Raw genomic sequence first — 19025 nt, forward strand, 5'->3', positions numbered from 1 at the left:
TGCTTCACTCCGATAATCTATTACATTTATTTACAGTATAGAGGGCACATTTCAGATATGCAACCTTTTTTTTAACATATGTTTACTTTTCTCTGCAAGTAGTAAGTTGCTTTGCTCTTTTCTCTGCAACTAGTAAGTTCCTTTGGTTTAAATTCACTTTTCTCGGCATGCAGTACTTTGCTCTGATTTCACTATGTAAATCTGCATGGCAAAAAAGCCAGCACCCGCTCCGCGCAAGTACTAGCTCTTTTATCAAAATTTACGCTTGCCCGGTCCGTCTGTCGATTGGGTATCAGGCCACTCCTCTTGTGAGCGGCGGGTGCGGTAAAAGTACCAGCTATCATTCAGCAATCGGATTTGTCTGCGGTTTTTGTTCTGGAAGGCCCGCATTAATTGATTACAGAGCCATTGCGGCATATGCCCATCCCCTTCTTCGCCATGTAATAATAGCATATGAAGGATTGCTTCGATGGGTGCAGGTCCTTTTGATTTACGTTACTTTTTTGCTAAGTGTTTTTTAATCGATCTCTTTAAAATTAACCCTCAAATTCCTCTTCATACCACTGTTCCAGTTGGGCTTGAAGCGCGCGAATTTCAGTCAATAAAGAAATAAGCGGATACGACTTTTCCTGGATGCCAGCGAAGGTCTTTTCCAAACGATTGATGTAATCTAAACCTTGAATTAGGGTATGTGCTGTGCCAACCAACTCTAAGTCGTCGCATTCTGCAATAACCCGTGGAAGTTGAGGGACTTGATCAGCGGTCAATTTCTCTAATTCTTTGTGCAATCTTTGATTCAGAGCTGTCAATTGATAAGAGTAGGAAGATGGCATTTCAACGAATTCTAATTGTTGTTCGAACTTAAGAATGACATATCGCATTTGTGGCATAAGGGTTGTTCAAATCCTTTCTTTAGAAAGCTTTCGATCTTCTTTTCTACTTGACAGTATAGCCGTACATACGGTACAAATTCAAGTGAGAACTTGTCAAAGGAGCGAATGGGGATGGAGGATCGGGAGCTGCAGCAATGGATCGAGCAGATCTCTATGGCATCGTTTGGTAGGCCTTTTGTACATCAGGCGCGATTTAACCGGAGGTTAAGGTCGACGGGCGGGCGCTATTTTACCAAATCCCATGATATCGAAATTAGTTGGATGCAGTGGGAGACATTTGGACGAGATGAGATTGAGAAAATCATTAAGCACGAACTTTGTCATTATCATTTGCATATATTAAAGCGTGGCTACCAGCACCGCGACAATGATTTCAAAACCTTGCTGGCTGAGGTCGGAGGTACCCGGTTCTGTCGTTCGCTGCCGCGGGCTTCCCAGAAACAGTCCTATAAATACAGGTTGGAATGCGTTAATTGCAAAACCGAATACTTCCGCAAACGCAAAATGGACGTCAGGAAATATGCATGTGGAAAATGTAGGGGAAAATTGAAATCGTATACACTTGACTTAGGGGCGCCTTCATAATAAAATAATAGTTGTTCATTCCCTGATAGCTCAGTTGGTAGAGCACTCGACTGTTAATCGAGTTGTCACAGGTTCGAGTCCTGTTCGGGGAGCCAGATATTTGGAGAGGTACCCAAGTGGCTATAAGGGGACCCTCTGCTAAGGGGTTAGACTGCGTAAGCGGTGCGAGGGTTCGAATCCCTCTCTCTCCGTATAAGAATTAGCTGGAAATAAGCTCAATGGCGTTCATGCCGTTGAGCTTATTTTGTTAGCTAATTACATTCATTTTTAACAGTTTTCTAACATCTATTAAACGATTTTCCGTTATAGTGATCAAAAATAGATCAATGACGGGGGTAAATTTTGTGGCAAAATTATTATCTATTCGTGTAAGACTCCTTTTATTGCTATTAGTTCCTTCCATGCTGTATCTAGGCACAAGTGTGTTTTTACTGCAGCAAAGTAAGTCCAATACGGAAGTATTAGCTTCATCCCTTTATGAAACCACGAATAAAAGCACTTCGCTTATCTTGAATGCCGATCGTGATATGTATCAGGCGTTGACGGCTTATCAGCTGTTGGTTTCGGGAACGTTGACTGCGGAAGAGAAGACAAAGCAGCTTAAAGCTTTAAAAGACAACATCGATCAAACGAATACAAGGGTTGGACAAGCGGCTGATATTATAAATACTAAACAGTTGTTACAAACAGCGCATACAGAGACAAAGCTGTCCATTGAGCAGAACGCGGCTAATTTCCATACCTCTTTTGACCAATGGGCGAAAGAAGCGAATGCTGTTGTTCAGTCCTCGAATACAGGAAAAGGGATTATTAATGACGCTAAATTATTAGCAACGTTCGAAAAAGGCCGCGAGGGTATGAATCAAATCGGTGAAATTTTGGATGCCTATGCGAAATCAAGTATTGAAGAGATCAAGGCTCAAAATGATAAAACGGCAAAAACGATCTACATATCTGTTGCAACTATTATCATTTTGCTCATGGCTGCAGGATGGATGGTTATTAGTAAAATAATGAAAACGGTCAGTAGAATCGTGAAGGTTACCGGACAAGTAGCTGCAGGAGATCTTACTCACGAGCCTCAGCAAACGTACGCCAAAGACGAGCTTGGCAAAATTACAGAATCAGTAGATATTATGGTTTCGAAAATTAAAAGTTTGATCGGTACGATCGCTCACAATACGCAGTTCGTGCATGATGCTTCTATTGAGCTTTCGGATAGTTCCAAGGAATCGGCAACGGCCTCTGAGCATGTCGCTATCAGTATTCAAGACATGACGCAGGACGTCGAGGTGCAGGTAAGAAGCAGCGTAGAAACAAGTAAAGCGATTGAAGAAATGGCGATTGGGATTCAAAGAGTGGCTGAAAATTCTGGCGTTATGGCAGAGCATTCTTCCCTAACTTCTCAACATGCCGAACTTGGCAATGTCTTGCTTGGGAAGCTGCAGCAGCAAATCGTGAACATGTTGAAATCGGTCGAGCAGCTCTCACAAACCGTACAATCCTTAACACGTAAATCCGATGAGATTGGTCTTATTGCATCGAGCATTACAACGTTTGCGAATCAAACGAATCTGTTGTCGCTGAATGCTTCCATCGAGGCGGCTAGAGCGGGTGAGCACGGCAAAGGGTTTAACGTTGTTGCAAATGAAATTCGTAAGCTTGCCTCGCAATCTATCGAGTCAGCCGAGGGAATTAATCAGTTAATTCATGAGACGAGAGTTGAGATCGCCAGTGTTTCTAATTCCATGAATGCAACCAAGCAGGAAGCTAGTGCGGGATCGAGCATGATGCAGGAAGTGAACCAAAGCTTTCATACCATCATGCAATCGGTGACACACATTGTGACTCAAATTCATGAGACTTCAGCAATTACCCAGCAAATGTCGGCAAGCTCCGAGGAGATTTCTGCGACAATGGACCAATCAGCATCGAGTTCAACGCATATTTTGAACAAATCCCAAGGGGTTGCTGCGGCAACTGAGGAGCAGTTAGCGATGATGCAGAATATTGCTGCTGCCTCCGAACAGCTTAGGTCCGTAGTAGATACTTTGAATGAATCTGTCTCTTACTTTAAAATAAAGTAGTTGTTAGTTGTAAAAGGCACCCCTGTGATTGGTTTACAGTGGAGTGCCTTTTTATCTTAAACCTCGTTAATTATTCCATAATTTTTGCTTGTCAACTTGAATGGAATCCTTTATAATAACATTTATCGTCCTAAAGGACTTTAATGTTCTATGACGATTATGGCCCGTTGGTCAAGTGGTTAAGACACCTCCCTTTCACGGAGGTAACAGGGGTTCGAGTCCCCTACGGGTCATTCTTTCTTAAATACCTCGCGGTCGTGGTGGAACGGCAGACACACCATCTTGAGGGGGTGGCGCTCACAAGGCGTGAGGGTTCAAATCCCTCCGACCGCATCCCAGTTTTTCAAGCAGGAAACCCTTACTAGTTAAGGGTTTTTTTGTTTAATCGCGAATTAAAAAAGCCCCGAAGGGCTTACGTTAACTGAATGCAGTCATATTCATGCTGCCATGACTTCTACTCATGAATCACATACCATGTGCCGTGAAGCCGGATGTACCCCGTTACATTCACTGGCTTCGGTCTTTTGAACCAACAGATAATCCATTTCAAGGCTGCACAACCTTTCGTGTGAGCGCTATGCGCTCTAGTCTGTTAATGGCCCAGTCTATTAAGTGATGAGCTAAGAACGCATCCCAAGGGAGTTGCTGTTTTAAAAATTTATCTAATCAAATAAAGTGATACGACGCCCAGTATTGGAACCACAAAGAGCATGATCCCGAGTCGAATTGAAATTAAATCTTCGTGTGAGTACACAGAGCCACGACCTTTCTTTGTATAGTAAGTTATTTATTCAATTTGAGTCTTGTCGAATCCTTTGATGAAAAAACACTACTTTTGTCGGTTAACCAACCTACCAATCATTACTTGGGCAGAAGTATCCTATGTGGATTTACTGCTCGTTAACTACTCGAAGTGACGGCAGTCGGGGAAAGACGTTGAAAGCTCCTTATTTATGATTCCTTTTTAACAAATTTGGGTAAAATGAAATGAACCTTAATAAAACCATGGCGGGTGTAAATCATGTTTTCTGTCATTAAACGATTTTTAATCGGTCAGCCATTAAAGTCAAACGAACTAGGGGAACAAAAGCTTAATAAAAAGAAAGCTTTAGCTATCCTCTCTTCCGACGCTTTATCATCCGTTGCCTATGGGCCTGAGCAGATTCTACTAGTATTGATTACCGTAAGTGCTGCAGCTTATTGGTACACAATCCCTATAGCCATAGGCGTTCTGTTTCTTCTATTAGCACTTATTTTGTCATATCAACAAATCATATATGCCTATCCGCATGGTGGCGGGGCCTATGTCGTATCGAAGGAAAATCTCGGGATGAACGCGGGTTTATTTGCAGGAGGATCCCTTTTAGTTGATTACATACTAACGGTGGCGGTCAGTATCTCTGCAGGTACGGATGCCATTACTTCTGCTTTTCCGCACTTACATCCTTATAATGTAGTTATTGCCATCCTACTAGTTATTTTCATTACGATTTTAAATCTCAGGGGTATAACGGAGTCGGCTTCTATTTTAGCTTATCCTGTGTATCTATTTGTGCTGGCTTTGTTTATCTTAATTGGAGTCGGATTATTCAACATTGTAACTGGGAATGTCTCAGCTGAATTGCATGCTCCAATTGGCACGCCCGTTGCAGGTATTTCCTTGTTTTTATTACTAAGAGCATTTTCATCGGGGAGTTCTGCTTTAACAGGGGTAGAAGCGATCTCTAATGCAATCCCAAACTTCAAGGATCCAGCTCCAAAAAATGCATCCAAAACACTGATGGCTATGGGCTTATTACTTGCCATTTTATTTGCGGGAGTCGTTTATCTAGCGTATTACTATGGGATATCACCCAAAGAAGAGGAAACGGTTGTCTCACAAATAGCTGCTGAAACGTTCGGTAGAAATTTCATGTATTACGTCATCCAAGGTACAACCGCTATGATTCTAGTTCTCGCTGCGAATACGGGATATTCGGCTTTCCCCTTACTGGCTGTTAATTTGGCCAAGGATAAATTTATAGCAAGGATGTTTACGATTAGAGGAGATCGATTAGGGTATTCAAACGGAATCATTTTCCTGGCGGTTACATCGATCTTGTTAATCCTTCTTTTCAAAGGGCAAACGGAGCAATTAATTCCTCTGTATGCAGTCGGAGTATTCATTCCATTTACCTTAGCTCAGACAGGGATGTTGGTGAAATGGTTTCGTGAGAAACCGAAAGGCTGGATGGTTAAATTAACGATTAATTTAGTTGGAGCATTCATGAGCTTTACGGTCATGATGATCTTCTTTATTACTAAGTTTGGGCAGGTATGGTCTGTTCTCATCTTTTTGCCACTAATTGTTTTTATTTTTCACCAGATCAAGAAACACTATGAGGCCGTAGGCGAACAATTAAGAATAACAACTTGCGAACCAGCGATTCCTATTGAAGGAAATGTGATCATTGTGCCTGTGGCGGGCATTACGCATGTGGTAGAGAACTCCTTGAATTATGCCAAATCCCTTTCGCCAAATCAGATCATCGCCGTTTATGTGGCTTTCGAAAGAGACGTCGAGAAACAATTTGAGGAGAAATGGAATACGTGGCAGCCCGAGATAAGGCTGGTAACTTTACATTCCCAGTATCGGAGCATTGTTCAACCATTGATGAAATTTATTGATACGGTCGAGCATAAGGCAGCTGAATCAAATTTTCGGGTAACCGTCCTAATCCCACAGTTTATTCCTAAGAAAAGCTGGCAGAATATTCTCCATAACCAATCCAGTCTACTTATCCGTGCTTTCTTGCTGTATAGAAGAGACCTTATCGTAACGACAGTGCCGTATCATTTGAAAAAATAAGTAGGGTGGCCTTACTTCATTGTAAGGCTGCCTTTTTTTATAGTCCATTTGCGACAAAATGACAATAACGGTAGAAAAACGAAGCATTTCTATCGATAATGAACGTGTTATCAATTTGGATGCGCTTTTATTTGCCTAATATGCCCTAAATTACGGGATAGCGTCTCTCCACAGCGTTTTACAATAATGGCTAAGAGGCGTAGCATTCTTTTCAACAACTTCACAACAAGTTTCAAACGCTGAGTCCCCGCAAGGGGAGCGGGGGAACCAGCCAGAAGCCGAATGTATGTAAATTGCGGTTTCTCGGGGTGAATCCAAAACAAGCGCAGCTTGCCAAGGTAGGGCACTTCCAAGCCCGAATCCGACAGCTAACCTCGTAAGCGTATTGGGAGAGAACCACTTTCTATCGTGCTTTCACAGCCCGTTTATTAACGCTGCTAAGAAGCCCGAGAGTAGAGATTCTCTGCTCTTAGGCTTCTTTTTGTTGTTCGAAATTTGGAGGAGAGTGAATCTATTATCGTATTTGTTTGAGCATTCTGGGGCGTATATCTCTTTCAAGACAAGATTTTTATGCTTTTTTTATACGGATGCTATAGATTCTTTACCTCATTTTTATACGGTTCGGCGTTACACTATTTCAAGAAAGCATTAGAGTCGGTTAAATTACAGGAGGTGTGTTATGTACAACGACGTAACGATGATCTTATTAATGGCCGTAACATTCTTAGGATTTTGGGCTTTTTTAAAATATTGTGAAAAAGCATGAGCTTAAGCTTAGCTTTCGATAAGCGTTTTGGAAAAAACTTGTAGGAGGCACTCATATGATTGTTATCGGTGTTATTGGATTTGCCATTATGGTGTATCTCGGTTTTGTTTTAGTGAAGCCGGAGAAATTTTAATTGTAGAATAAGAACTTAAGTAAGCAAGGGGAGAACCTACTATGGGTATGGGATTGTTACAGGTAGTCATCACACTGGGTATTATTATGCTTTTAGTGAAGCCTGTGGGTAGTTACTTGGTGAAAGTTTTTGGGTATGAAAAGAGTGGACTTGATCGTGTATTTGCTCCTTTTGAGCGGGTCTCCTATCGCATTATGGGTGTTAATGAAGATGAAGCGATGGGGTGGAAAAAGTATTTAGGGTCCGTACTATTAGTTAATTTTGTCATGATGCTTCTGATTTATGCGGTATTTCGGCTTCAAAAATATCTACCATTGAATCCTGACGATATTGGTAATATGCCTCCGGCATTAGCTTTTAACACGGCTGTTTCATTTATTACTAATACGAACTGGCAAGCATACAGCGGTGAAAATACACTTTCGTATTTCTCTCAAATGGTAGCCATTACGTTCCCGATGTTTACATCGGCTGCAACAGGTTTCGCTGTGGCGGTAGCTTTTATACGCGGTTTAGTTGGCCGTCAAGATAATCTCGGTAACTTTTACGTGGATATGACCAGAGCGATTACACGCGTATTTTTACCACTGAGCTTCATTGTTGCTTTAGTTTTAGTTTTTCAGGGTATTCCGCAAACACTACTGGGAGCTGTGCAAGCTACAACAATTGAAGGGGCCACACAAACGATTACTCGCGGGTTAGTGGCTTCACTGGAATCGATTAAACATATCGGTACAAACGGTGGCGGGTGGTTCGGTACGAATGCAGCGCATCCTTTTGAAAATCCGACACCGGTGTCCAATTTGATCCATATTATTTGTATGATGCTGCTGCCTACATCTCTGGTGTATGCATTCGGTCTGATGATTAAGAACAAAAAGCAAGGTTGGACCATCTTTGCTGCTATGGGGATCATCTTTATCGTGATGTTGTGGGCGGTATTCTACGTCGAGTATCGAGGCATAACTGCCGTAGATGCATTAGGTGTACATGGCAACATGGAAGGCAAGGAAGTAAGGTTCGGGATTGCTGAAACTGCTCTATTCACAGCGGTAACTACAGCTGCCACTACAGGTAGCGTAAACGCAATGCATGAATCGCTCACACCGCTCGGAAGTATCGTTCCTTTCGCGGAAATGATGCTGAACAATGTGTTCGGCGGTAAAGGGGTCGGCTTGTTAAACGGCTTGCTCTACCTCATTTTGTCGGTGTTCATCTGTGGACTTATGGTTGGTCGTACGCCAGAGTTTTTAGGTAAAAAAATTGAGGGCAAAGAGGTGAAGTTGGCGGCCATCGCCATTCTGATCCATCCGCTTATCATTTTGGCACCGACAGCTTGGGCACTTATTCGTCCTGAATCCATTACCTCGATATCCAATCAGGGGATGCATGGGTTGGCTGAAGTGCTGTATGCTTTCACGTCAGGTGCTGCTAATAACGGCTCCGCTTTTGGTGGACTAAGCGCCAATACGAACTTTTACAACTTGAGTATCGGTATGGTCATGCTGTTTGGGCGTTTCGTTTCCATGATCGCGATGTTAGCTATTGCCGGCTCTCTGGCTACGAAGCGTGTCGTTCCTGTTACGACAGGCACACTACGTACAAATACACCTTTATTTATGGGGATTTTAATCATGATTATTCTAGTTATCGGTGCTCTAACGTTCTTCCCGGCGCTGGCATTGGGGCCGATTGCTGAACATTTGGCGGTGCGTTAAGGGTAGTCTCTGAGCGGAGAGACTTTGAGCTACGCCCAAAGATCCCTATATTAGGAGGACAACATATATGGCTGTGGAACGTAAAAAAACAATGACAAAAGAAATCATGAATCAAGCTATCGTTGATTCATTTAAAAAATTAAATCCTTGGGTGATGATCAAAAATCCGGTTATGTTTGTAGTTGAGATCGGTACGGTCATTACGCTCCTGCTTTCACTCGCACCAGATCTTTTTGGTACCACAGAAGTAGGGCGGGGTTATAACATCGCTGTGTTTTTGATCCTGCTTTTCACCTTGCTTTTCGCTAACTTCGCTGAAGCTTTGGCCGAAGGGCGGGGCAAGGCACAGGCGGATTCCCTACGGAAGACGAAATCCGATACGAAGGCTCGTCTGGTTCAAAAGGATGGCTCTTATAAGGAAGTGTCTTCAACTTCTCTCCATAAAGGAGATGTGGTCCGCATTGAAATCGGGGAGATTATCCCATCCGACGGCGAGATCATTGAAGGATTAGCTTCGATTGATGAGTCAGCTATTACAGGTGAATCGGCTCCTGTTATTAAGGAAGCTGGAGGCGACTTCTCATCGGTTACAGGTGGTACACGGGTAGCTTCCGACTATATTGTTGTCAAAGTGACGACCGATCCGGGCGAATCGTTCTTGGATCGCATGATTGCACTGGTGGAAGGCGCCAAACGGCAGAAAACGCCGAATGAAATTGCCTTAACGACACTGCTTGCCGTATTGACACTTATTTTCTTAATTGTCATTATGACCATGGTTCCGATGGCGCAGTATTTGGATGTGAATTTGGAGATTTCCACATTGATTGCTCTGCTGGTCTGTCTCATTCCGACGACAATCGGCGGACTCTTGTCAGCTATCGGTATCGCCGGTATGGACCGCGTGACCCAGTTTAACGTGCTTGCCATGTCAGGCAAGGCGGTAGAGGCAGCTGGAGACATCGATACAATGATTCTTGATAAAACGGGGACGATCACCTTCGGGAATCGGATGGCTTCGGAGTTTGTACCTGTGAGTGGCGTACTTGCTAAAGACATCATCCTTACTGCCCTGCAAGCATCTGTGAAAGACGAAACACCAGAAGGACGCTCCATTGTGGAGCTTGCGTATAAGCTTGGGGAGACTTGGCAAGCAGATAGCTATCAAGGTGCAGAAGTGGTAGAGTTTACCGCTGAAACACGGATGTCGGGACTTAATTTAGCTGATGGTAAACAAGTCCGTAAGGGCGCCGTTGACGCGATTAAGAAATATGTAGCAGCTATGGGCGGAAAAATTCCTAGTGATTTAGAAGCAATTACGAACCGAATCGCCAAAGCCGGGGGCACTCCGCTGGCAGTCGCGGTTAACGAGCGGATTTATGGCGTTATTTACCTTAAGGACACGGTAAAACCGGGCTTGAAGGAACGATTTGCAGAGCTACGCGCAATGGGCATCAAAACAGTAATGTGTACAGGGGATAATCCCCTTACAGCTGCGACGATTGCGCTTGAAGCCGGAGTAGATGAATTTATTGCTGAGGCGAAGCCGGAAGATAAAATTGCCGCGATTAAAAAAGAGCAGCAAGAAGGCAAGCTGGTAGCGATGACAGGGGACGGAACGAATGACGCTCCTGCGCTTGCTCAGGCCGATGTAGGTCTTGCGATGAATTCAGGCACAATGGCTGCGAAAGAAGCTGCTAACATGATCGATCTTGATTCGGATCCGACGAAGCTGCTTTCGGTGATTTCCATTGGTAAACAACTGCTGATCACTCGTGGAGCCTTAACGACGTTCTCTATTGCCAACGATATTGCTAAATATTTTGCGATCATTCCAGCGATGTTTATTCTCGCCATGCCACAGCTGCAGGGGTTGAATATCATGAATCTGGCTTCGCCGGAATCGGCTATTTTATCGGCATTAATATTCAATGCCATCATCATTCCCCTGCTGATTCCAATTGCGATGAAGGGTGTTAAGTATCGGGCGATGTCGGCAGATAAATTGTTGTCACGTAATATTTTGCTGTACGGTATCGGCGGTGTGATAGTCCCTTTCATTGGTATTAAAATCATTGATATGGTGCTTCATGGATTAAACATCGTTTAAAGAGAAAGAGAAACGAGGAGATAGCGTTATGAAATCGGTTTTGATAGCTGTTCGTGTGTCTTTATTGTTCATGATCGTCTGTGGGCTCATCTATCCACTCGCAACGACAGGTGTGGCGCAGGTCCTATTCCCTAAACAAGCGAATGGAAGTCTTATTGAATCGAATGGTGTCGTGATTGGATCGGAATTGCTAGCTCAAAGTTTCGAGTTACCGAGGCTCTTCCATCCAAGAGCATCGGCAGCCCAATATGATCCGACCGCTTCATCTGGCTCCAATATGGCGGTAGCTTCAAGCGATTATGCTGCAGCCATGGCAGAGAAGATCGACGCCTTGAAAAAGGAAAATCCCAATTTAACGGATATCCCGGCGGATTTAGTAACCGTATCAGGCTCCGGTTTCGATCCGGATTTATCACCGGAAGGAGCCAAAGCTCAAGTGCCGAGAATCAGCAAGGAAACAGGGATCTCTGAGAAAAGTCTCAATGACCTCGTTGACCAGCTTACAAAAACGCGCCAACTCGGAATTTTCGGTGAGCCTAGGGTCAATGTGATCGAATTAAATATGGAACTGCTAAAGCAAGTGAAGGGATAATGATGCCATTTGGAAGGCTTCAAAAGAAAAACACCGGAAGAAATCCTATTATCCATCTCTAAACTGCACCGCGGCAGTTTTAAAATATATATCGGCGCAGTCAGCGGCTCTGGGAAAACCTATCACATGCTGCGTGAAGGGCAGAATCTTAAGCAGCAAGGGATTGATGTGGTCATTTGCGCCGTATCGACGCTCCAAAGACCGGAAACCGTGGAACAATTGGGGGATTTGGAAAGGGTCCCGAGCATTCATTGGATCAAGGACGGTGTCGAGCAAAAAGATCTTAATTTGGATGCGTTACTCGAAAGAAACCCGGAGGTCGTCCTTGTAGACGGGTTAGCCCACTGTAATCGAGCAGATGCTTGCTTTCCATCTCGGTTAGATGATATTAAGTTTTTACTTTCAAATGACATTAGTGTTATTACCACGGTGAATGTATATGAGCTGGAAGAGGCGATGGAGGTTGCTCATAAACTAACAGGTGTTGAGGTGGGGCACTGTGTTCCTTCCGATACCTTAGAACTCGCTGATGAGGTTCGATTAATCGACGCGACGCCGGAAACGATATTAAATCGATTAGAAGAAGGGCATTTAAAGGGAAATAAAGATACATCGTTATTCAAACGCGGTAATTTGGGCGTGCTGCGTGAACTGGCTCTTCGACTTGTTGCTGAGGATGTTAACGATTCTCTGGAAGAACATCGCGAACAAATGGGGTTTCTGGGTCCATCAGGAGCGACAGAGCGCATACTCGTAACGACACAGTATCATTGGAACGGTTCTATCTATGTCCGCAGAGGACAACAGATTGCTAAGCGTTTGAATGGTGATCTTCATGTGGTTACGCTGCGTAATTTCAATAAACCGCTCATCAAAGAAGCGGCCACTTTTCGCAGGTCCATTATGAAGCTTGTCCAAAAAGTAGGCGGCAAATTTGAAGAACTGCCTCTTCGGAACCGTCGCAGCATCCCTCAGATATTGGTGGACTATGCGATCTCCCATAACGTTACACGTATTGTATTGGGTCATTCTCGGCAAACCAAATGGCAAACTTTCATACAAGGCTCCGTCATCAATGGTGTATTAAAAAGAACTAAAAATATCGATGTGTTCTTGATTGCTGATCGTGCTTCACACGAGGGTGAGCGCATTCTCCCTGCCCATATCCATTCGCTGAAGGAGCCCTACAAATATAAACGTTTGAGCAAACAAGAAGTAGAGGCGAAAATCGGAAAAATCAAACGCGGGAGATTTAAAGTCTATATTGGAGCAGCCCCTGGAGTTGGTAAAACGTATACGATGCTGCGGGAAGGTAACGATTTGCTCAAAAAGGGGATTGATGTGAAGATTGGATTACTCGAAACCCATGGAAGAAAAGAGACCATTGCACAGATTGGCGAACTTGACATCATACCGCGGGCAGAAATTCAGTATCAAGGTGTAAAGCTGGAGGAGATGGATACAGAAAGTATCATACGACTGGGACCTGAAGTGGTTTTGGTTGATGAATTAGCTCATTCGAATGTACCCCGCACTAAGAATAAAAAACGGTATGAAGATGTGCTAGAAATTCTAGAAGCGGGCATATCGGTCATAGCTACCGTTAATGTGCAGCACTTGGAAAGCTTAAATGATGCCGTGGAACAAATTACAGGTATTCGGGTTCGGGAAACGGTTCCAGATCATATTCTTCGCATGGCGGATGAAGTGCAGTTAATCGACGTTGCCCCTGGGGCCTTACAGCTTCGCATGAGAGAAGGTAAGATTTATGCGATGGTAAAGGTAGATCAAGCGTTGAACAATTTCTTTAAAACGGGAAATCTGATCGCTTTACGAGAACTCGCGCTTCGCGAAATCGCTGATGATGTAGATGAACGTTTGGAATCTATGGAGCGTAAGAGCTCACTTCGTGGCCCATGGCGAAGAAGAGAAGTCATTTACGTGTGTGTCACGGAAATCTCACAAGCCGATCGCTTAATTCGTCGCGGTTTTCGGATTGCGTATCGACTTAAAGCAACTTGGCATGTAAGCTTTATTGCGATGGGAAGCGCAGAGGAGTGGAAGCAGAAGCTAGAGTCATTAGAGAGGCTGACCATTAGGTTCGGAGGCGAGTTTTCGTATCAAGAGGTGGCTAACCGTAACCAAATCCCGCAGGTGTTTGCTTCCAAAGCAAGTGAGGCGGGAGCGACTCAAATTATTGTGTGGAAAGACGCCATTGTCAAAAAGCTTCTGCCGCTTGCTAGTACAATGGATGTCCTGATTGTTGCCGACTATGATACGTGGCAAACTTGGGGAAATAAGGTAAAATGAAAACATGGTGAAAAAAACAAATGATTTTATAAACTGGAAATCTTACTTTATAATCGCAATTTATATTACAGTATCGACCATATTTCTAAGAGTTTTTGGTCTTTTTCTAGATTTAGTTAACATTGCGCTTCTCTATTTATTTCCTGTTCTTTTTAGTGCTGTGAGATGGGGAAGGGGACCTTCCTTTTTTGCAGCGGGAATGGGGGTTTTGGCGTTTGATTTCTTTTTTGTGCCTCCCGTTTTTAGTCTTACGGTTGCAGATTTGCGTTATTTAATCTCTTTTATCGTATTCTTATCTGTTGCAGCTCTTACAGCAAATTTGGCTTCTAAACTGCGTAGTCAAATTCATCAAGCGCAGCAAAGAGAAGCAAGTACGGCTGCTCTGTACGCATTAAGTCATAAGATTACCGCCATTTCAGACTTAGATATACTACTGAATCAGATTGTTCAGCATGTTTCCGATACGCTAGATGCTAAGGCTGCTATCATTCTGCCAAATCAGTTGGGTGAACAGCAGTTGGAAGCCTACTCCAAGGATGGAGGAGATTGGGCCCGTGATGAATCCCATCTGTCTATCGCAGCATGGGTGAATAATCATAATTCCATCGCGGGTCGAGGGACTCTTACTTTGGGGGAATCATCGGATCTGCATGTCCCTTTAGCTACGGATCAGCAGGTACATGGCGTGTTTGCTGTTCATGTGGGTGATAGAAATATGTCAGATATGCCGGAACTTATTCGGATTATCGAAGCGCTATCTGATCTTGTAGCCGTTGCGATATCTCGCGTTAAACTCGCGAATGATGCCAAGGTGGCGCAATTGACGGCAGAATCGGAGAAGCTGCGGACCGCGCTGCTGGACTCGCTTTCACATGAATTGCGAACACCTCTGGCAACCATCATCGGTTCAGTAACCGGACTTCTAGAAGGGGAAGACGTCTTCGGTCCTGAAGATCGACGAGAGTTATTATTAACGACTCGTGAGGGAGCTACCCGGATGAACAGGTTAGTAGGCAATTTACTGGGTATGGTTCGGATTGAGAGCGGCATGCTGCGTTTAAATAAACAGTGGTGCGGGGTAGAGGATATTGTAGGCGTTGCGCTTACGCAATTGAACGACGCTTTGCTTCACAGAAAAGTTAACATACGTCTTGCACCAGATCTTCCGTCGGTACCTCTTGACGAAGTTCTTATTGAACAGGTGTTGATTAATGTGATTAGTAATGCCATTAAGTATTCGCCTGATGGAAGCAAGATTGTGATTGAAGCAGATCACAACCAAGACATGCTTGATTTGACCATCAAAGATGAGGGTGAGGGCATTGCTTCAGCTGATATGGAGCGGGTGTTTGAGAAATTTTATAGAGGCCATTTAACCAAACATATGCCAGGAACAGGGCTAGGGCTTGCGATCTGTAAAAGTATTGTGGAAGCACATGGCGGCCATATTGCAGCGATGATGAATGGGAATCGAGGAACGGCTATTCGGATAAGCTTGCCTTTACAATTCGCTGAGAAAGACGGGGATGGGAATGACAACCACAGGGGCGAAGATCTTAATCATTGATGATGAACCACAAATACGGAAATTATTGCGCGTGACTCTAACCGCACACGGCTTTGAAGCAGCTGAAGCTTCCACCGGTCAAGAAGGCTTGCTGCAGGCCACAATGGTACGTCCAGATCTTATTGTCTTAGATCTAGGATTGCCTGATATGACAGGCATGGAAGTGCTGGCGCATATCCGTGAGTGGTCGCAGGTGCCCATCATTATTCTTACGGCTCAAGACCAGGAACAAGATAAAGTTGCTGCTTTGGATCGCGGCGCTGACGATTATGTAACGAAGCCGTTTGGCATGGGCGAATTTATGGCCCGTATGCGAGTTGCCTTACGGCATATCGCCAAGACGCAAGATGAACCCGTGTTGAAACTGGGTCATTTAGTTATTGATATATCGCAACGTAGTGTAGAGCTAAATGAGGAGAAACTCAAACTAACACCGACCGAATACGATTTGTTGAAAGTACTTGCTTTAAATGCCGGACGAGTGATGACACATAAACAATTGCTTAAACAAGTTTGGGGCGGTCAGCAGTATGAATCTGACAGCCAATATCTCAGAGTATACGTTGGTCATTTGAGGAAAAAGATTGAAGTGGACCCGACAAGACCGAAGTATATCCTTACGGAGCCTGGGATCGGATACCGCTTTGCTTGGCAGGAGGGTTGAAAAGAAAGAAGGCTGTTATTCTCTTGATGAGAATGACAGCCTTTTTCACAGATAAAAATTTAAATTATTTGGGGTTAGGGGTAAGCAATTTATCCTTTTTATAGGCTATAAAGCTACTTTAGACTGAAAGTGTTGTATTTTTTGCAACATTCGGTTGGATTACGCGGATTAGCTTGCTTAAAGTTGTACAACGTACAACTTTACATGGATAAGTGTGCGAATGTTTCAGCATTACGTCACTTGGGCGTAGATTGCTTTGCTGCAACCTTTTTAAACTCTCAACCCAGGACGGCGCAAGCCGTTTTTTTATTATCCCATTATTCTAACAAGTAAATGAGTCAATGAAGCGCAAATCGATACCGAAATACATCCAAGAGAACCCAGTCCAACGGAAGCCTGCGATCGAATTGCGTCCTACAAAAATAGGGTAATACCAGAACTGTTGACCGTTGCTGAGCCAGACATAGGTGAAATTAAACAAGCAGCGGGAAATACCACCCGGATCTACGGCATAAGCAGAGGCACCTGCCGCTTTAAACGGCTTTTGCGGTGTATAAGCTGGCGGTGCGGATGTGGGAGGTTGCTGTCCGCCTCCTTGCGGTGGGAAGCCAGGCTGCCCAGGGAAGCCAGGCTGCCCAGGGAAGCCGGGTTGCCCAGGGAAGCCAGGTTGCCCAGGGAAGCCGGGTTGCCCAGGAAAGCCAGGCTGCCCGGGAAAGCCGGGTTGCCCAGGGAAGCCGGGTTGCCCAGGAAAGCCGGGTTGCCCAGGAAAGCCAGGTTGCCCCGGACTTCCGGGTTGCCCAGGGAAACCCGGAAGTCCGAACAAGCCGCCTAAGCCCCGCGGATCGTAAGCGGGCACCCAAGCATAAGCTTGCGGTACAGCATAGCTGTACGGATAAGGAACGGTTTGAGGATATGAAGTAGGATAAGGATAGGACTGTTCTGTAGTTTCAGGCTGTAATAATTCAGTTTCCAATTCACGAAGCTCTTGTTTGTTGTTGTTGTTGTTGTTGTTGTTGTCTGAAGCCATTGCGTAATTTCCTCCTTAGGTAGAAGCGGATTAGTCGATACTTACTCTATGCAGCAGGGTAGACGGATGTCACGATGTGGATTAACTTCAATTGAAGGCAATAAGCAGACCATTAGTCCTACTTTTGACGGTTTTGAGGAATGACATAGGTTATTTAACCTACATTTTCAAGAAAAATACGGGATTCTGACCCATGGATTGTAGTAATTTTGTCGTATATAATTGAAATTGGTTATATTTTGAAATAATTGGAGCGAGCTTTATTGAGAGAACTATTGGGTAAGATGTTGAAATACGATGTGACAACAAGCCATGGACTTGTGTTAGTACCAAGTCAATCGGTTCTCAATCAAGAGCATTTGGATTTGTTTCGGCAGCATCGCATTGACTTTATGGGTATCATTACGACAACCATGCATGAGCGTAAGCTTGATTCGGTATCCCCACCAGATTCTTCAGAGCTTCTTGTCCAAAAAGCTTCTCAATATGCCAAGGACTTATTCGAGCGTATTCAATCGCGGAAGAAGATTCCGCTGCTGGAAATCAAGAATGATTTGATTCCTATCGTTCAGCAGGCTGCTGAGAACCCCGATTTATTTCAATTGTTTCAAGCTGTCAAAGCGAAAGATGAGTATACCCATCAGCACAATATTGGTGTAGGCATACTTTCAACGCTAATTGGTAAATGGTTAAATTTGGCCGACAGTGAAGTGGCGTTATTATCGCTGGCCGCTACGATGCATGATGTTGGTAAGATCAAGATTTCACAAGAGATTCTATCGAAGCCGGGGAAATTAACGACAGAAGAGTACGACGAAATAAAGCGACATACAATTCTAGGCTATAATATGCTTAAGGAAACGGTTGGGATTAACTACCGAGTAGCTCTAGTTGCCTTGCAGCATCATGAGAGGGCAGATGGCACTGGATACCCATTGCAATTAAAGGATAGCCAGTTGGATCGAATGAGCCGAATTGTTGCCGTTGCCGATGTCTTTCACACGATGTCATCGAAGAGGCCTTATCACGAAATGATGCCCTTTTATGAGGTTGTACGTCGGATGAGGAAGGGCTTTTTTGGAGAATTGGACCCCCACATTGTGTCTGTATTTCTTACCAATATTATACAGAATTTGATTGGCAGGACAGTAAAGCTAACCGATGGACGCTGGGGAGAGGTCGTTTATATTAATCCTACGGATGATACGAACCCGCTTGTTAAGATTGAACAGACATTTCTAGATCTAAGTCGGGAAAGAAATATCCATATAAGTGAAGTTGTTATATGAGAGATCGTTTGACAATCAATTAGATATATATATAAAGGAAGTTATCGGATGATAAATAGGTTGATTACGGAACATGAAAGTTGCGTAAATGTAGAGCAAACCAAGGAACCAGAGCTGGTTTTCCATCAGTTTTTTGCGAATTACGGCCTTACACAGCGTGAATCGGAAATTCTTTCTCTACTTGTAACCCATGGATATACCAACCGTGAGATTGCTGAAAGTTGTTACATCAGTGAGAAAACGGTGAAAATACATCTGGCTAATATTATGAGCAAAATTGGTATAGGCTCGATGCGAAAGCTGCTTGCGATGCTTCTGCAGCAGGCTTTAACACTTTCAAATCGAACGAGTGAATCCAGTAGAATAACGACAATAGGGATGAGCTAAGACCCAAGAGAAGACTCCTAAAACAGGGATTCTTCTCTTTTTTTATGAG

The 19025-nt window shown here is 44.0% G+C and carries 15 protein-coding genes, 4 tRNA genes and 1 riboswitch; of the genes, 16 read left to right on the forward strand and 3 right to left on the reverse strand.

What is annotated here, in order from left to right:
- Positions 1-252: 252 nt before the first annotated feature.
- Together cmpA and QFZ80_RS38365 are read right to left on the reverse strand one after the other, a co-directional pair.
- Positions 253-417: a cortex morphogenetic protein CmpA gene (gene cmpA / locus QFZ80_RS38360; RefSeq protein ID WP_090818813.1), complete on the reverse strand. Its 165-nt coding sequence runs from the start codon at positions 415-417 to the stop codon at positions 253-255.
- A gap of 119 nt (positions 418-536) precedes the next feature.
- Entirely contained in the window at positions 537-890 is a 354-nt protein-coding gene (locus tag QFZ80_RS38365) for a hydrolase/acyltransferase (protein ID WP_307563877.1), read from the reverse strand.
- Positions 891-1004: 114 nt separating this feature from the next.
- On the opposite strand from QFZ80_RS38365, the gene QFZ80_RS38370 reads away from it, so the two are divergent.
- The 14 genes from QFZ80_RS38370 (at position 1005) to QFZ80_RS38430 (ending at position 16273) form a co-directional block, all read left to right on the forward strand.
- On the forward strand, positions 1005-1478 hold the full coding sequence (locus QFZ80_RS38370) for a SprT family protein (RefSeq protein WP_307549773.1): 474 nt from the start codon (positions 1005-1007) through the stop codon (positions 1476-1478).
- 19 nt (positions 1479-1497) lie between these two features.
- A tRNA-Asn gene (locus tag QFZ80_RS38375) sits at positions 1498-1573 on the forward strand.
- 7 nt (positions 1574-1580) lie between these two features.
- Positions 1581-1669: transfer RNA gene (locus QFZ80_RS38380), tRNA-Ser, on the forward strand.
- 153 nt (positions 1670-1822) lie between these two features.
- Positions 1823-3565 (forward strand): methyl-accepting chemotaxis protein, encoded by a 1743-nt coding sequence (locus tag QFZ80_RS38385; protein ID WP_307563879.1) that lies wholly within the window; start codon positions 1823-1825, stop codon positions 3563-3565.
- Positions 3566-3726: 161 nt separating this feature from the next.
- Positions 3727-3798, forward strand: a tRNA-Glu gene (locus QFZ80_RS38390).
- A gap of 18 nt (positions 3799-3816) precedes the next feature.
- A tRNA-Leu gene (locus QFZ80_RS38395) sits at positions 3817-3898 on the forward strand.
- 688 nt (positions 3899-4586) lie between these two features.
- A complete protein-coding gene (locus tag QFZ80_RS38400; RefSeq protein WP_307563881.1) occupies positions 4587-6413 on the forward strand; it encodes an APC family permease in 1827 nt (608 codons plus the stop codon).
- 227 nt (positions 6414-6640) lie between these two features.
- A riboswitch (cyclic di-AMP (ydaO/yuaA leader) is annotated at positions 6641-6812 on the forward strand.
- A gap of 422 nt (positions 6813-7234) precedes the next feature.
- The gene (locus tag QFZ80_RS39290) at positions 7235-7312 is read left to right on the forward strand and encodes a potassium-transporting ATPase subunit F (RefSeq protein WP_373460468.1); all 78 of its coding nucleotides are present in this window, start codon (positions 7235-7237) and stop codon (positions 7310-7312) included.
- 47 nt (positions 7313-7359) lie between these two features.
- Complete coding sequence (kdpA, locus tag QFZ80_RS38405) at positions 7360-9030, forward strand: potassium-transporting ATPase subunit KdpA (protein WP_307564347.1); 1671 nt, start codon at positions 7360-7362, stop codon at positions 9028-9030.
- 67 nt (positions 9031-9097) lie between these two features.
- Entirely contained in the window at positions 9098-11140 is a 2043-nt protein-coding gene (kdpB, locus tag QFZ80_RS38410) for a potassium-transporting ATPase subunit KdpB (RefSeq protein WP_307563883.1), read from the forward strand.
- Between the two features lie 28 nt (positions 11141-11168).
- Positions 11169-11732: a potassium-transporting ATPase subunit KdpC gene (gene kdpC, locus QFZ80_RS38415; protein WP_307549676.1), complete on the forward strand. Its 564-nt coding sequence runs from the start codon at positions 11169-11171 to the stop codon at positions 11730-11732.
- 9 nt (positions 11733-11741) lie between these two features.
- Positions 11742-14042 (forward strand): histidine kinase, encoded by a 2301-nt coding sequence (locus QFZ80_RS38420; RefSeq protein ID WP_307563886.1) that lies wholly within the window; start codon positions 11742-11744, stop codon positions 14040-14042.
- Positions 14043-14046: 4 nt separating this feature from the next.
- Complete coding sequence (locus tag QFZ80_RS38425; protein ID WP_307563888.1) at positions 14047-15609, forward strand: DUF4118 domain-containing protein; 1563 nt, start codon at positions 14047-14049, stop codon at positions 15607-15609.
- Positions 15575-16273 (forward strand): response regulator, encoded by a 699-nt coding sequence (locus QFZ80_RS38430; RefSeq protein WP_307563890.1) that lies wholly within the window; start codon positions 15575-15577, stop codon positions 16271-16273. The genes QFZ80_RS38425 and QFZ80_RS38430 overlap by 35 nt, the downstream gene beginning before the upstream one ends.
- Before the next feature lie 322 nt (positions 16274-16595).
- On the opposite strand, the gene QFZ80_RS38435 is transcribed toward QFZ80_RS38430, so the two are convergent.
- On the reverse strand, positions 16596-17096 hold the full coding sequence (locus QFZ80_RS38435; protein WP_307564349.1) for a collagen-like protein: 501 nt from the start codon (positions 17094-17096) through the stop codon (positions 16596-16598).
- Positions 17097-17563: 467 nt separating this feature from the next.
- Between QFZ80_RS38435 and QFZ80_RS38440 the strand changes: the two genes are divergently transcribed.
- Positions 17564-18589 (forward strand): HD-GYP domain-containing protein, encoded by a 1026-nt coding sequence (locus QFZ80_RS38440; protein ID WP_307563892.1) that lies wholly within the window; start codon positions 17564-17566, stop codon positions 18587-18589.
- Positions 18590-18637: 48 nt separating this feature from the next.
- Complete coding sequence (locus tag QFZ80_RS38445) at positions 18638-18976, forward strand: response regulator transcription factor (protein WP_307549666.1); 339 nt, start codon at positions 18638-18640, stop codon at positions 18974-18976.
- The last annotated feature ends 49 nt before the right edge of the window (positions 18977-19025 follow it).

The organism is Paenibacillus sp. V4I7 (assembly GCF_030817275.1).
Taxonomy (GTDB): Bacteria; Bacillota; Bacilli; order Paenibacillales; family NBRC-103111; genus Paenibacillus_E.